Source organism: Aeromicrobium piscarium (assembly GCF_007421815.1).
Classification (GTDB): domain Bacteria; phylum Actinomycetota; class Actinomycetes; order Propionibacteriales; family Nocardioidaceae; genus Aeromicrobium; species Aeromicrobium piscarium.
Genome location: NZ_VLNT01000011.1, coordinates 55,808 through 70,483, shown reverse-complemented (window position 1 = coordinate 70,483; position 14,676 = coordinate 55,808). Strand labels below are relative to the sequence as shown.

Here is a 14,676-nt window from a genome sequence, read left to right as displayed (position 1 = left end):
TACCCGATCACCGACATCGATCGTCGGCAGTTCAGCGCACATGCGGGGAAGCCGATCTGTTCAAAACGGACCAGTCGGTCATTTTCGGTGTTACGATCAGCAGATCGGTCGCCTCCTGCGGCTCTCGCGTGAGATTGGAGCCATGATGCGAGGAACGCGGTTCAGGCAGGTGCTGGTCGGTCTTGGCGCCGCCCTCATCGTCGTGATTTCGACATCGATGAATGCTGTATCTTCTTCGGGCCTGCCGCCGGAGGACGTAAGCGACCGTCGCATGTCTGCGAAGGAAGCGCTCCACATGGACGCCGAAGCCACGGGCGTGGCGCCCGAGCAGTTGAACTGGGAGACGGAGTTCTCGGAACTCGTCACGTCTTACTCGATGGACCAGTCGCGAGGCTACTCGTACTCGGAGATCGTGGCCCCACGCGAAGCCGTTCTGGCATTCAGCGGGGTGGCGCCTGAAGGGCTGGACGAGAAAATAGCCACACTAGGTGGTCGTGTGAAAGTGCTCGAGCACACCGGCTTCACCGAGCTCGAGATCCAGGAGGCCGCGGGTCGTGCGGTTCAGGTGGTCCTCGACCTTGGTGCCACCTCGGTGCTGGCCATTCCCGATGCACGTGACCGCATAATCACCGTGAGCTTCAGCGGTGTGGCGCTGGACGCTGCCGAGCTCGGCAGAGTGCAGTCCATCATCGAGGATGATGTCCTCGGCGGTGGGTTGGCGGCTGCCGGATTCTCGGTGGACTTCGAGGAGTCCGGAGCAGCGGTCTTCGAGGCCGATGACCTCGCCAGAGGCGAGTGATCGACCCCTGGGTGCTCCCCAGCGATCAGATGACGGTGAACGTCCCCACGACGGTCGGATCGCTCTACGCGACCACCGAGATCAGCCGAAGTCGGAGGCGGTCTTGCGGGCGATGTCGAGGAAGGAGCGCCGTGACTCGAGGTTCTCCGTCAGGCTCTTGACCTTCTTCTCGTCACCGGCGGCCCGTGCCTTCTCCAGCTCTGCCTCGGTCTCGGCGATCGCGGCCTCGAGCTTGCCGATCATGTCGTCGGCGCGAGCCGACTTCTCCGGATCGGTGCGCTGCCACTCGCGCTGGCCGGCGTCGCGGATCGCGTTCTCCACCGTGCGCAGGCGTCCCTCGAACTCCTTGATGCGCGCACGCGGCACCTTGCCGGCCTGCTCCCAGCGGTCCGCGATCGACTGCCACGCGCGCCGTGCCGCGTCGAGGTCCTTGATCGGCAGCAGTGCCTCGGCCTCGACGAGGAGCTCGGCCTTGACCTCGGCGTTCTTCTCGTACTCGGCATCGAGCTCGGCATTGGCGGAATCGCGTGCGGAGAAGAAGACGTCCTGGGCCGCCCGGAAGCGCTTCCAGAGTTTGTCCTCGACACCACGTGGGGCGGAGCCGGCCTTCTTCCACTGCTGCATCAGATCGCGGTAGCGCCCCGAGGTCGGACCCCAGTCGGTGGACTCCTGCAGTGACTCGGCCTCGGCGATCAGCCGCTCCTTGACTTTGGCGGCCTCGTCGCGGCGGGCCGACTGCTCGCTGAAGTGGGCCTTGCGACGCTTGGTGTAGGCCGTGCGCGCCGAACTGAAGCGATGCCAGAGCTCATCGTCGAGGGACTTGCTGAGCCGCGGCAGTGACTTCCACTCGTCGAGCAGTTGCCGGAAGCGGTCCGCGCCGCCTCGCCAGTCGTTTCCGGTCGAGAGCTTCTCCGCCTCGGCCACGATCCGGCTCTTGGCCTCCTTGGACTCGGCCTGGCGCTGCTCCCGCTCGGCCTTGCGCTGTTCGCGCAGCGAGGCGACCTGCGGTTCGATCGCCTCCAGGCGCGCCGCGAGGGAGGCGAGATCGCCGATGGCCTGGGCGTCCGTGAGCTGTTCGCGAACCTGGGTCAGGGCCTTCTGGGCATCGTCGGGGGCGACGGAGCCGGCGGCCATGCGCTGCTCGAGCAGCTCGACCTCCGTCTGCAGCCCCTCGAACCGACGCGTGTAGAGCGCGATCGCTTCGGCCGGATCACCACCGACCCATTGGGCGATGAGTCGCTCACCGTCGCCCTCGCGCACATACACATTTCCCTCGGCGTCGACGCGACCCCACTCCTGCTGGGCGGCGGCAGGTCGCTCGCTTCGCTCGCTCATGGTGACGAGTGTAGTGGTGCGCCGACCGGCGAGGAGGTGCACGTCACGTCTGATGTCTCGCGTAGGCTGGCCGACGTGCTTCTCACCAGTTTTCCGGCCGGTCCGCTGCAGGCGAACTGCTACTTCGTCGCCGAGGGCGAGGGTGGTGCCTGCGCGATCGTCGACCCGGGCATGGAGTCCTTCGAAGCGATCGAGAAGGTCGTCGATGAGCATGGCTTCACCGTGGCGGCCGTGCTCGTCACCCACGGGCACTTCGACCACATGTGGTGTGCCCAGGACGTCGCCGCCCGGTACGGCTGCCCGGTCTGGATCCATCCGGCGGACCGGCACCTGTTGAGCGATCCGATGGCCGCGGTCTCCGGACAGTCCGCCGCGATGCTGCGTCAGCAGTTCGCCGATATCGAGATGCCCGATTTCGTTGAGCCCGCCGACGTCCGTGACGCCGTCGACGGTGCGCGCATCGAGATCGGCTCGCTGATGCTCACCGTCGACCACTGCCCGGGCCACACGCCGGGCACGGTGATGTACCGGGTCGACTACCCGGGTCCGGAGCCCGTCTCGCAGGTGGCCTTCTCCGGTGACTTCCTGTTCTTCGGCTCGATCGGTCGGACGGACCTCACCGGTGGCGATCACAGTGAGATGGTCGAGAGCCTCCGCACCAAGATCCTCACGCTCCCTGATGACGTCGTCGTGCTGCCCGGCCACGGCCAGCAGACCTCCATCGGTCGCGAGAAGGGCACCAACCCCTTCCTGCTGGAGCTGAGCGCATGAGCGAGCGCAGCGAGCGAGCAGTGATCACCTCGTGTCGTCGGCTGCCTAGTGTCCTGGACCGGAAATTCGTTGCTGAGAGGCGCCGTCTGGGTGGATGCTCCGAAAGGCGGCGGAGCGCTGGCAGGTTGGGGGTACCGCCCTGCACGGAGCGAAGCGGAGTGCTTGGGGGAGACACCTTTCGAGCGACGCCAACGCAGCGGAGCGCCGCCCAGGCGGCGAAAGACGGCAATGAATTTCTGGTCCAGGACACTAGCGTGGGCTTTCTCTGGCAGGTGACGACATGAGCAGGGGTGGCAAGCTTTCGGGCTTTCCCGAGTATCTGCCGGCCGAGCGCAATGTCGAGCTCGCGGTGCTCGATCACCTGCGCCGGGTGTTCGAGCTGCACGGCTTCGCGAATGTCGAGACCCGCGCGGTGGAGACGATCGAGCAGCTGACCCGCAAAGGCGAGATCGACAAAGAGGTCTACGTCCTTCGCCGCCTGCAGGCCGCCGAGGACGGTGCCGATGCCGGCATGGGACTGCACTTCGACCTCACCGTGCCGTTCGCGCGCTATGTGGTCGAGAACGCCGGCAAGCTCGTCTTCCCCTTCCGCCGCTACCAGATCCAGAAGGTCTGGCGGGGCGAACGGCCGCAGCAAGGCCGGTTCCGCGAGTTCACGCAGGCCGATATCGACATCGTCGGCGAGGGCACGCTGCCCTTCCACTTCGACGTCGAGGTCGCCCGCGTCATGGCCGAGGCGCTCTCGGGCCTGCCCGTGCCCGAGCTGACCCTGCAGGTCTCCAACCGCAAGGTGCTGGAGGGCTTCTATCTCGGCCTCGGGCTGACCGATCCCACCGCGGTCATGCAGGTCATCGACAAGCTCGACAAGCTGCCCGGCGAGAGGATCGTCGAGCTGCTGCTGGAGCTCGGACTCGAGGAGCCGCAGGCGCGCCAGTGCCTCGCGCTCGCGGAGATCCGCAGCGCCGATACTTCCTTCGTCGAGCGGGTCCGCGGGCTCGGCGTCGAGCACCCGATGCTCGACGAAGGGCTCGATGAGCTGGCCGCCGTGCTCGGCGCCGGGGCCGAGGTCGAGGGAGTCACGGTGATGGCCGACCTGCGCATCGCCCGTGGCCTGGACTACTACACCGGCACGGTCTTCGAGACCCGCATGGCCGGCTACGAGTCCCTCGGCTCGATCTGCTCAGGCGGCCGGTACGACGAGCTCGCCGGCGACGGCAAGCGCACCTATCCCGGTGTCGGCATCTCGCTCGGCGTCTCGCGCCTGCTCGCGCCGCTGCTCGCCGACGGCATGACCTCGACCCGCAGTGTGCCGTCCGCCGTCCTCGTCGCCCTCGCCGATGAGGACGCCAGGGCCGCCGGCGATGCCGTCGCCCAGCGGCTCCGCGCACGTGGCATCCCCACCGAGGTGGCCGCGAGCGCGCAGAAGTTCGGCAAGCAGATCCGCTACGCCGAGCGGCGGGGGATACCCTTCGTCTGGTTCCCGCCCGCCGAGCCCGATGGCGAACACACCGTCAAGGACATCCGCTCGGGCGACCAGGAGCCGGCCGATCCGGACGCCTGGACCCCGCCCGCCACCGATCTGCGACCTCAGGTCGTCACCCCCGAAGGAGACCGCACGTGATCCGCACCCATGACGCCGGAACCCTGACCGCCGCGAATGTCGGCGAGCAGGTCACGCTCGCCGGCTGGGTCGCCCGCCGCCGCGACCACGGCGGTGTCGCGTTCATCGACCTGCGCGAGGCGTCCGGCGTCGTGCAGGTGGTCGTCCGCGAGGATGTCGCGCACCAGCTGCGCTCGGAGTTCTGCCTCAAGGTCACCGGCACGGTCGAGCGCCGTCCCGAGGGCAATGAGAACCCCGCGATCGGCACGGGCGAGATCGAGGTCATCGCCGACGAGGTCGAGATCCTCAGCGCCTCGGCGCCGCTGCCGTTCCCGATCGACGAACATGTAGAGGTCGGCGAGGAGGTGCGGCTCAAGTACCGCTATCTCGATCTGCGCCGCCAGGGCCCCGCCGAGGCGATCCGGCTGCGCTCGAAGGTCAACGCCGCCGCGCGCGCGGTGCTGGAGCGTCACGACTTCGTCGAGGTCGAGACGCCGACCCTCACCCGCTCGACCCCCGAGGGCGCGCGCGACTTCCTCGTCCCCGCACGCCTGCGGCCCGGGAGCTGGTACGCGCTCCCGCAGAGCCCGCAGCTGTTCAAGCAGCTGCTCCAGGTCGGCGGGTTGGAGCGCTACTACCAGATCGCGCGCTGCTACCGCGATGAGGACTTCCGCGCCGACCGCCAGCCCGAGTTCACCCAGCTCGATATCGAGATGAGCTTCGTCGAGGCCGATGACGTCATGGCCCTCGCCGAAGAGGTCTACGCCGAGCTCTGGAAGCTCATCGGCGTGGAGCTGACCACTCCGTTCCCGCGCATCACCTATGCCGATGCGATGAACAGGTACGGCTCGGACAAGCCCGACCTGCGCCTGGACCTCGAGCTCACCGAGTGCACCGAGTTCTTCGCCGACACGCCCTTCCGGGTCTTCCAGGCGCCCTATGTCGGGGCCGTCGTGATGCCCGGCGGCGGCTCGCAGCCCCGACGTCAGCTCGACGCCTGGCAGGAGTGGGCCAAGCAGCGAGGCCACAAGGGTCTGGCGTACATCCTCGTCGGTGAGGACGGCGAGCTGTCCGGGCCGGTCTCCAAGAACATCACCGATGCCGAGAAGGCCGGCATCGCCGCGCATGTCGGTGCCAAGCCCGGTGACTGCATCTTCTTCGCCGCGGGGCCGCGCAAGTCCGCGCAGAACCTGCTGGGCGCGGCACGCCTGGAGATCGGCCGCCGTTGCGACCTGATCGACGAGACGGCGTGGGCGTTCTGCTGGGTCGTGGACTGGCCGATGTTCGAGTCGGTCAGTGATCTCGACTCCGGTGACGTCGCCGTCGGCGGGGGAGAGTGGACGGCCGTGCATCACGCGTTCACCGCGCCGCAGGATGTCGCGACGCTCGACGATCCGGGAACCTCGCTGGCTCAGGCCTACGACATCGTCTGCAATGGCAACGAGATCGGCGGTGGCTCGATCCGTATCCATCGCCAGGACGTGCAGGAGAAGGTCTTCGGGATCATGGGGATCGGCGAGGAGGAGGCCCGGGAGAAGTTCGGTTTCCTGCTCGACGCGTTCAGCTTCGGCGCCCCGCCGCACGGTGGCATCGCCTTCGGCTGGGACCGCACGTGCGCGCTGCTGTCGGGAGTCGACTCGATCCGCGAGGTCATCGCCTTCCCGAAGTCCGGCGGCGGCTACGACCCGCTGACCGCGGCCCCGGCTCCCATCACCCCCGAGCAGCGCGCCGAGGCCGGCGTCGACGCCGAGCCGGAGCCTGAGGACTGAGCCCGCGCGGTGGCCGTACGTGGTCAACCCTTCCTCGCCGGCAGCGGTACGCGGTCAACGTATTCACGCTTCGATGAGGTTGACGGCCTACCGCTGCCGATCGCGAAAGGTTGACGGTCTACCGCCACCACGTGCGGCGGGAGTGACGGTGGGGATGGGTAGGCTCGATCCATGCCCTCCGACGGCCTGTTCGACCTGCCCGACGTGCCTCCGTCGCTACCCGAGTCCAGCGGTACCCTCGCGGGCAACCAGTTCGCGACCGCGCCGCTGGCGGTCCGGATGCGCCCCCGCAGCCTCGACGAGCTCGTCGGCCAGCAGCATCTGCTCGGTCCGGGCTCGCCGCTGCGGCAGATGATCGACGGGCATAAGCCGCTCACCATCCTGCTCTGGGGTCCACCCGGCACCGGCAAGACGACGCTGGCGAGCCTCATCAGCACGCAGACCGACCGCCGCTTCGTCGAGGTCTCGGCCGTCAGCGCCGGGGTCAAGGAGGTGCGCGAGGTCATCACGGGAGCCCGTAAGACCCTCGCGTCCACCGGCCAGGAGACCGTCCTGTTCGTCGATGAGGTCCATCGGTTCAGCAAGGCCCAGCAGGACGCCCTCCTGCCCGGCGTCGAGAACCGCTGGGTGAGCCTCGTCGCCGCCACCACCGAGAATCCGCACTTCAGCGTCATCTCGCCGTTGCTCAGCCGCTCATTGCTGCTCACCCTCGAATCGTTGACCGATGACGACATCGCCGTCCTTGTCGACCGCGCGCTCACCGACGAGCGGGGGCTGAACGGCGAGGTCACGCTCACCGACGACGCCAGGGATCATCTGGTGCGGCTCGCCGGAGGCGACGGCCGTCGGGTGCTCACCTATCTGGAGGCGGCCGCCGGCGCTGCCACGTCCCAGGGCAAGACCGAGATCGACGTCGAGGATGCCGCGCAGGCCGTCGACCGTGCGGCCGTCCGCTACGACCGTCAGGGCGACCAGCACTACGACGTCACGAGCGCCTTCATCAAGTCCATCCGCGGCTCGGATGTCGATGCCGCCCTGCACTACCTGGCCCGGATGATCGAGGCGGGGGAGGACCCGCGGTTCATCGCCCGCCGGCTGATGATCCACGCCAGCGAGGACATCGGCATGGCGGACCCGACCGCCCTGCAGTCGGCGACCACGGCGGCGCAGGCGGTCGCGATGATCGGATTCCCCGAGGCGCGCATCCCTCTCGCTCAGGCCGTCATCCACCTGGCCACGGCTCCGAAGTCCAATGCCGTCATCCGCGCGATCGACGCGGCTCTCAGCGACGTGCGGGCGGGCAAGGTGGGCCCCGTGCCGCCGGCGTTGCGCGATGCGCACTACTCGGGCGCCAAGAAGCTTGGCCACGGGCACGACTATCTCTACGCCCACAACGACCCGCGCGGAGTGGTCGCCCAGCAGTACGCCCCGGACGATATCGACGGCACCGAGTACTTCGAGCCGGGCCGTCATGGGGCGGAGGCCGCTCTCGCCGATCGTCTGGCCCGCATCCGCGCCATCCTGCGCGACCGCTGACCTTCGCCCGACCCGGCCGCCCACCGGCCGAGTGCGGGGTGACGCACCGCCCGACCCCCGAGACGTCCCGGTGACCGGTAACCTCGTCATATGCCTGTCGACGTCGTCGTGCTCGTCGTGGCCGCGGTCCTCGCCGCGGTCGCGCTCGTCGCCGCCGTCGTCGCCCTGCGCGCGGTCCGCGAGGTCAAGGCCCTGCGCGAACAGCCCCCCGAACCCGTTGAGTGGGGCGTTCGGACGGCGGAAACGACGAATTCACCGTCCCAACGTTCCCCCAAGGACTCCGCTGCGCTCCGTCCAGGGAGGTATCCCCACACTCAACGGGGAGGCGATGCGCAGCTCGCGGTCCGCCAGGCCGCGGAGCCGCAGGAGGCTCGCGTGATCGAGGGCCGGGTCATCGTCCCGCCGACCCAGGAACAGGTGGTCGCGGCCCAGATGACCCGACCGGGCGTGCGGATCGCGATCGTCCTCTCGGGGGTGGCGCACGCGTTGCGTCCCGAGAGCCGCGACCGGATCAGCGGGCTGGTGCGCCGCGAGTACCGGCAACGGCGTCGAGCGCGTCAGCGTGCCGGCAGACGGGCGGCGCGCGCCACCAACAGCCCACCGACGCAGACCGACGGATGGATGAGCTCATGACTCCACGTGCCCTCTGGTTCGTCGCCGGCACAGCGGCCGGGGTATATGCCTCGGTCAAGGCCCGGCGGGCGGCCTACCGGATCTCGATGCCCGGACTGATCGACCAGGCCGGTGCCCTCGGCTCGGGCTGGCGAGCGTTCAGCGCCGAGATGCGCGACGGCCGCCAGGCCAAGGAGCACGAGCTGCGCACCCAGGTGCTGGGCGCGCCCGAGCTCGGAGCCTCCGCCCAGGACCCCTCCCACCCACTGGAAATCGAGAAGGACCCCACCTGATGGACACCGCTGAGATCCGGCGCCGCTTCCTGGCTCACTTCGAGGCCGCCGGCCACACGGTCGTGCCGTCCGCGCCCCTGCTGCTCGACGATCCCAATCTGCTGTTCGTCAACGCCGGCATGGTGCCGTTCAAGCCGTACTTCCTCGGCCAGGAGACCCCTCCGTTCGATCGTGCGACCAGTGTGCAGAAGTGCGTCCGCACCCTCGACATCGAGGAGGTCGGCAAGACCACGCGGCACGGCACGTTCTTCCAGATGAACGGCAACTTCTCCTTCGGCGACTACTTCAAGGAGGGGGCGATCACGCACGCGTGGAATCTCATCACCGGGAGCGTCGCCGACGGCGGGCTCGGATTCGATCCCGCGGACATCTGGGTCACAGTGCTGCACAGCGACACCGAGGCGCGTGAGCTGTGGAAGAAGATCGCGGGCCTGCCCGACGAGCGCATCCAGAACCGCGGACTCATCGACAACTACTGGCACATGGGCGTCGAGGGTCCCGGCGGGCCCTGCTCGGAGATCTACGTCGACCGCGGCCCGCAGTATGGTCCCGATGGCGGCCCTGAGGCCGATGAAGACCGTTTCCTGGAGATCTGGAACCTCGTGTTCATGCAGGAGGAGATCACCAACGTGCGCGCCAAGGACGTCTTCGACGTCGTCGCGCCGCTGCCGCAGCAGAACATCGACACCGGCATGGGTCTCGAGCGCGTCGCCTATCTGCTGCAGGGCAAAGAGAACATGTACGAGATCGACGAGGTCTTCCCGGTCATCGCCAAGGCTGCCGAGCTCAGCGGCAAGCGGTACGGCGCCGACCCCGTCGACGATGTCCGCTTCCGGGTCGTGGCCGACCACGTGCGCAGCGGCCTCATGCTGATCGGCGACGGCGTCACCCCGGGCAACGAGTCCCGCGGTTATGTCCTGCGCCGCCTGCTGCGCCGCGCCGTCCGCTCGATGCGACTGCTCGGCTACGAGGCGCCGGCACTGCCCGAGCTGCTGCCCGTCAGCCTCGACAAGATGAAGGCCTCGTATCCCGAGCTCGAGGTCGACTTCGCGCGCATCAGCCAGGTCGCCTATGCCGAGGAGGATGCCTTCCGCTCCACCCTCGCCAAGGGCACGCAGGTCTTCGACCTCGCCGCGAGCTCCACCAAGGAGTCCGGCCGCAGTGTGCTCGCCGGCGATCAGGCCTTCGCGCTGCACGACACCTACGGCTTCCCGATCGACCTGACCCTCGAGATGGCCGCCGAGCAGGGACTGACGGTCGATGAGGAGGGCTTCCGCGGCCTCATGGCCGAACAGCGTGCGCGGGCCAAGGCCGATGCCAAGGCCAAGAAGGGCAGTCACGCCGACACCAGCCTCTACCGCGAGACCCTCGATACGCACGGTCCCACCGATTGGCTGGCCTACACGACCCTCAGCACCGAGTCGAGCGTGCTCGCGCTCTACGCGCAGGGCGCCGCGGTTCCCGCGTCGGGTGCCGGCACGGTCGCGGAGGTCGTGCTCGATCGCACGCCGTTCTACGCCGAGTCCGGTGGACAGAATGCCGACGCCGGAATGCTGTCGTGGGACGGCGGTCGTGCCGAGGTGCTCGATGTTCAGCGTCCCGTGAGGGGGCTCGTCGTCCATCAGGTGCGCGTCTTGGAGGGCGAGCTGACCCTCGACACCTCACTGTCGGCCGATGTCGACCGCGACTGGCGGGTCGGCGCGGCCCAGGCGCACTCGGGTACGCACGTCGTGCACGCCGCGCTACGCGAGGTGCTCGGCCCGACGGCGCTGCAGTCCGGCTCGTACAACCGTCCCGGCTACCTGCGACTCGACTTCGGCTGGAACGGTGCCCTGTCTCCCGAACAGCTGCGCGATGTCGAGGAAGCCTCCAATCGTGCCCTCCGCGAGGATCTCGCGGTTTCGGCAGCGGTGATGCCGCTGGCCAAGGCACGCGAGATCGGCGCCCTGGCACTGTTCGGCGAGACCTACGGCGAAGATGTCCGCGTGGTCGAGATCGGCGGCCCCTGGTCGCGCGAGCTGTGCGGCGGCACCCATGTGCAGCGGTCGAGCCAGATCGGCACCGTGGTGGTCACCTCCGATGCCTCCGTCGGAGCGGGCAACCGCCGTGTCGAGGCACTCGTCGGACTCGAGGGATTCCAGTACCTGGCCCGTGAGCGTGACCTGGTCCTGCAGCTCACGGACCTGCTCAAGGCCAAGCCCGACGATGTCCCGCACCGCGTGTCGGACCTGATGTCGCGTCTCAAGGCGACCGAGAAGGAGCTCGAGAAGTTCAAGAGCGCCCAGCTGCTCGGTGCCGCCGGAGACCTGGCCAAGGGGGCGCGCGATATCGGAGGAGTCGCCCTCGTGACGCACCGGGCGGATGGTGTGGGCGGCGGCGATGTTCGGCAGATGGCACTCGACATCCGTGGACGTCTGTCGGACCGGCCCGCGGTGGTCGTCGTCATCGGCACCGCCGGTGACAAGCCCAGCGTCGTGGTCGCCGTGAACCCGGCCGCGCAGGAGCGCGGCGTCGCGGCGAACCAGCTCATCGGGGTGATCGGCGAGAAGATCGGTGGCCGCGGAGGCGGCAAGGCCGATGTCGCCCAAGGCGGTGGCACCGATCTCGGTGGCATCGAGGCGGCCTTCGCAGCGGTGGAGGCTGCCCTTTGAGGCCGGGCCGTCGCCTGGGGATCGATGTCGGCGATGTCCGGATCGGTGTCGCCGCGAGCGATCCGGAGGGTCTCATCGCCTCACCGCTCGAGACGGTCCCCGCGAAGGGTGATCCGATCGCCCGGATCCTCGCCATCGCGGGGGAGTACGAGCCGATCGAATGTGTCGTCGGGCTGCCCATCGGATTGTCCGGTCAGGAGGGCGCGGCCGCGGCTAAGGCCCGTGCCTTCGCCGGACGACTGATCGCGGCGCTCCCCGGAGTCTCGATACGGTTGGTCGACGAACGGATGTCCACGGTGACCGCGGCGAGCCAGCTGCGGGCATCGGGACGCACCGCGAAGACGTCACGGTCGATCATCGACCAGGCGGCGGCGACGGTCATCTTGCAAACGGCGTTGGACGCCGAACGTACGCGGGGAACCGCCCCGGGCGAACTCATCGAAGGGACCACATGAGCGAGCGAAGCGAGCGAACGATGGGTACTGACGAATGCCGCCGTCGCCTAGGGTGCTTTTTCCAGGTGGTGGCGGCATGAGCGAGCGAAGCGAGCGAACGATGGGTACTGACGAGTGCCGCCGTCGCCTAGGGTGCTTTTTCCAGGCGGTGGCGGCATGAGCGGCCGGAACGACAGCGGGCTGAACCTGCTCACCGGGGGCTCAGGGGATGACGGTGGTGGCCCTGCGCGCAGCGCCGGACATCGTCGCGCCGAGCCGCCGCGCCGTTCACCCGTGGGCAAGCTCGTGGCGATCCTGGTAGCGATCGTGCTCGTGGTGCTCGCCGGCTTCTGGGTCGTGGGCCAGATCCGCGATCGCTTCGGCGCACCGGCCGACTACGAGGGCAATGGCGAGGGCGAGACGACCGTGCAGATCGTCGAGGGCGCCAACGGCGGGCAGATCGCGCAGGTGCTCTACGACGCCGACGTGGTCGCGTCCACCGAGGCCTTCTACCGGCTGTCGTTGAACGACGAGCGCGCGCAGACCATCCAGCCCGGCACCTATCAACTGCGCGAGAAGATGTCGGCCGAGGCGGCCCTCGCGGCGTTGAGCGATGTGAGCAATCGCCTGGAGGCGCGGGTGACGATCCCCGAGGGCTCGCGCATCGACGACATCATCCCGGCGATCGCGGAGAACACCGATCTCGCCGAGGAGGATCTGCGGGCGGCGCTCGAGGATCCCGCCGCGATCGGATTGCCGGAGGTCGCCGGGGGCAATCCGGAGGGCTATCTCTTCCCCGAGACCTATTTCGTCGAGCCGGACACGACCGCGGTGCAGCTCATCGGGCAGATGGTCGCGCAGACCGCGCAGGTCACCGAGAGCCTCGACATCGCGAACCGCGCCTCGGAGCTCGGCTACAACGGCGAGGAGATCATGACGGTCGCCAGCATCCTCGAGCGCGAGGTCAACAACGACGAGGACTTCCGCAAGGCCGCTCGGGTCATCTACAACCGGCTCGACGACGGTATGCCGCTGCAGATGGACTCGACGGTGCACTATGTCAGCGGCCGCCAAGGGGATGTCTTCACGACCCCGGACGAGCGCGATGCCGATACGCCCTACAACACGTACCGGTATGCCGGGCTGCCTCCGGGTCCGATCGGGTCGCCGGGCAGGGCGGCCATCGAGGCGGCGCTGAACCCGGATGAGGGCGACTGGATGTACTTCGTCGCGGATCCGGAGACCGGAGAGACGACCTTCAACGACACCTACGAGCAGCATCAGCAGGCGTGTCAGGACGCTGGATTCCAGTGTTGACCTCTCAGCGGCGCTGCGCGGTGGTGGGTCGTCCGGTCGCGCATTCGCTGTCCCCGGTCATGCACCGGACGGCGTACGGAGTGCTCGGGCTTCCGTGGACGTACGACGCGGTCGAGCTCGCCGACGGCGAGCTGGCCCGTTTCGCCGATGGGCTCGACGAGACGTGGAGGGGGCTGTCGGTGACGATGCCCTTCAAGCGCGAGGCCGCCGCCCTGGCCGCCCACCGCACGGGCGACGTGGTCTTCCTCGGCGTGGCCAACACGCTGGTGCGCGAGGAGGACGGCTGGTACGCGTCCAATACCGACGTGCCCGGAGCTGTCCTGGCGCTGCGCGAGGCGGGGATCGAGCGGGTCGAGACGGTCCGGATGCTGGGGGCGGGTGCCACCGCGGCGTCGCTGGTATTGGCCGGGTCGCGGTTGGGTGCTCGATCGGTCGAGCTCTTCGTCCGCGACGCGGCGCGAGCGAGCGAGGTCGTCGCGGTCGCTCACGAGCTCGCCCTGGACGTCGACGTCGTCGATCTCCACGCACCCGCTGATGCGTCCGTGGACCTGCTCGTCAACACGATCCCGGCTGCCGCGGTGGCCGGACGCGAGCACACCCTCGCCGGTTCCGCGAACGCCGTGTTCGAGGCGATCTACGATCCGTGGCCCACCTCCTTGCTGAGCGCCGCCCAGGAGGAGGGACTGGCCACCGCTACCGGTCTCGACCTGCTGGCGCATCAGGCTGTGCTCCAGCTGCTCGCGATGACCGGCGAGGCCGTCGCGCCCGATCTGCTGCGTGCGGCCGCGTTGGAGGCCCTGGGCGTCTGACTCGCCGATCCGCGGTTGTCCACAGGGCCGGGCCGGTGCGCCCGCCTCCCGCCGGTGCACACGGTAGGGTCGGCGCGTGCCCGCCGCCTCGTTGACCGTCGTCGCCGCCGCGCTCATCGCCGCTGCGACGCGGTGGTGGCTCGCTCGCCTGCCGGAGCCGGAGGTGGACGTCGATGAGCACAAGATCCCCTACGCTGAGCTCGCGCGGCCGGTGGTGCCGACCTTGGCCATGGTCGTGCTCGCCGCCCTCCTCGCGGCGGTCGCGGCCTGGCAGCTCCCGCCCGTCGTGTTGCCGGCCTGGGCGGTGGTGGCCGGCGTGGCACCGGTCCTGGCCTATGTCGACCTGCGGACGCACCTGTTGCCCTATCTCATCGTGGCCCCGACCTACCTGGCGGTGTGGGCGTTGACCCTCGGCGTCGGGATCGGCACCCGCGACGCGGGCCTGGCCCTCGCCGCGCTGATCGGCAATGTCGTGGTCTTCGCTGTGTTCTGGATCCTGTACGTCATCGCCGGCCGGTTCCTCGCGGGGGGTTTCGGCTACGGCGACGTGCGGCTCTCGGCGGTCCTCGGAGTGCTGCTCGGTCCCTTGGGCGCTTCGGCGACCTTCGTGGGGATCTACGCCGGATTCGTCATCGCCGCCATCGCCGGCGTGATACGTAACCGGGGACGGGTCCGAGGTGGTCCGCCGGTGGCCTTCGGTCCGGCCATGGTCGTGGGTGCCTTCGTCGCCGTGTTCGTCTGACGGGCGCA

At 68.9% G+C, this 14,676-nt stretch carries 13 protein-coding genes; 12 read left to right on the top strand and 1 reads right to left on the bottom strand.

Annotation, left to right across the window (positions count from 1 at the left end; genetic code table 11):
- The first annotated feature begins 142 nt into the window (after nucleotides 1-142).
- Complete coding sequence (locus FNM00_RS13385) at nucleotides 143-799, top strand: hypothetical protein (RefSeq protein WP_143914048.1); 657 nt, start codon at nucleotides 143-145, stop codon at nucleotides 797-799.
- A gap of 81 nt (nucleotides 800-880) precedes the next feature.
- Here FNM00_RS13385 and FNM00_RS13380 read toward each other — a convergent pair whose 3' ends face one another.
- A complete protein-coding gene (locus FNM00_RS13380; RefSeq protein ID WP_143914047.1) occupies nucleotides 881-2,134 on the bottom strand; it encodes a DUF349 domain-containing protein in 1,254 nt (417 codons plus the stop codon).
- Nucleotides 2,135-2,209: 75 nt separating this feature from the next.
- Here FNM00_RS13380 and FNM00_RS13375 point away from each other — a divergent pair, with 75 nt between their 5' ends.
- From FNM00_RS13375 to FNM00_RS13325, 11 genes are all read left to right on the top strand, one after another.
- Complete coding sequence (locus FNM00_RS13375; RefSeq protein WP_143914046.1) at nucleotides 2,210-2,905, top strand: MBL fold metallo-hydrolase; 696 nt, start codon at nucleotides 2,210-2,212, stop codon at nucleotides 2,903-2,905.
- 280 nt (nucleotides 2,906-3,185) lie between these two features.
- Nucleotides 3,186-4,526: a histidine--tRNA ligase gene (gene hisS, locus FNM00_RS13370; protein WP_143914045.1), complete on the top strand. Its 1,341-nt coding sequence runs from the start codon at nucleotides 3,186-3,188 to the stop codon at nucleotides 4,524-4,526.
- Nucleotides 4,523-6,274, top strand: coding sequence for an aspartate--tRNA ligase (aspS, locus tag FNM00_RS13365; RefSeq protein WP_143914044.1), 1,752 nt, complete (start codon nucleotides 4,523-4,525; stop codon nucleotides 6,272-6,274). The genes hisS and aspS overlap by 4 nt, the downstream gene beginning before the upstream one ends.
- A gap of 171 nt (nucleotides 6,275-6,445) precedes the next feature.
- Nucleotides 6,446-7,810: a replication-associated recombination protein A gene (locus tag FNM00_RS13360; protein ID WP_143914043.1), complete on the top strand. Its 1,365-nt coding sequence runs from the start codon at nucleotides 6,446-6,448 to the stop codon at nucleotides 7,808-7,810.
- Between the two features lie 90 nt (nucleotides 7,811-7,900).
- Nucleotides 7,901-8,443 (top strand): hypothetical protein, encoded by a 543-nt coding sequence (locus tag FNM00_RS13355; RefSeq protein ID WP_143914042.1) that lies wholly within the window; start codon nucleotides 7,901-7,903, stop codon nucleotides 8,441-8,443.
- Complete coding sequence (locus FNM00_RS13350; RefSeq protein ID WP_143914041.1) at nucleotides 8,440-8,715, top strand: DUF6167 family protein; 276 nt, start codon at nucleotides 8,440-8,442, stop codon at nucleotides 8,713-8,715. The genes FNM00_RS13355 and FNM00_RS13350 overlap by 4 nt, the downstream gene beginning before the upstream one ends.
- Complete coding sequence (gene alaS / locus FNM00_RS13345) at nucleotides 8,715-11,366, top strand: alanine--tRNA ligase (RefSeq protein ID WP_143914040.1); 2,652 nt, start codon at nucleotides 8,715-8,717, stop codon at nucleotides 11,364-11,366. Before FNM00_RS13350 ends, alaS begins: the two co-directional genes overlap by 1 nt.
- Complete coding sequence (gene ruvX / locus FNM00_RS13340) at nucleotides 11,363-11,821, top strand: Holliday junction resolvase RuvX (RefSeq protein ID WP_143914039.1); 459 nt, start codon at nucleotides 11,363-11,365, stop codon at nucleotides 11,819-11,821. Before alaS ends, ruvX begins: the two co-directional genes overlap by 4 nt.
- Before the next feature lie 156 nt (nucleotides 11,822-11,977).
- Nucleotides 11,978-13,117, top strand: a complete 1,140-nt coding sequence (gene mltG, locus FNM00_RS13335) for an endolytic transglycosylase MltG (protein ID WP_143914038.1) — start codon at nucleotides 11,978-11,980, stop codon at nucleotides 13,115-13,117.
- The gene (locus FNM00_RS13330; RefSeq protein WP_185973147.1) at nucleotides 13,114-13,926 is read left to right on the top strand and encodes a shikimate dehydrogenase; all 813 of its coding nucleotides are present in this window, start codon (nucleotides 13,114-13,116) and stop codon (nucleotides 13,924-13,926) included. Before mltG ends, FNM00_RS13330 begins: the two co-directional genes overlap by 4 nt.
- Before the next feature lie 76 nt (nucleotides 13,927-14,002).
- On the top strand, nucleotides 14,003-14,668 hold the full coding sequence (locus FNM00_RS13325) for a prepilin peptidase (RefSeq protein ID WP_143914036.1): 666 nt from the start codon (nucleotides 14,003-14,005) through the stop codon (nucleotides 14,666-14,668).
- Nucleotides 14,669-14,676 lie beyond the last annotated feature (8 nt).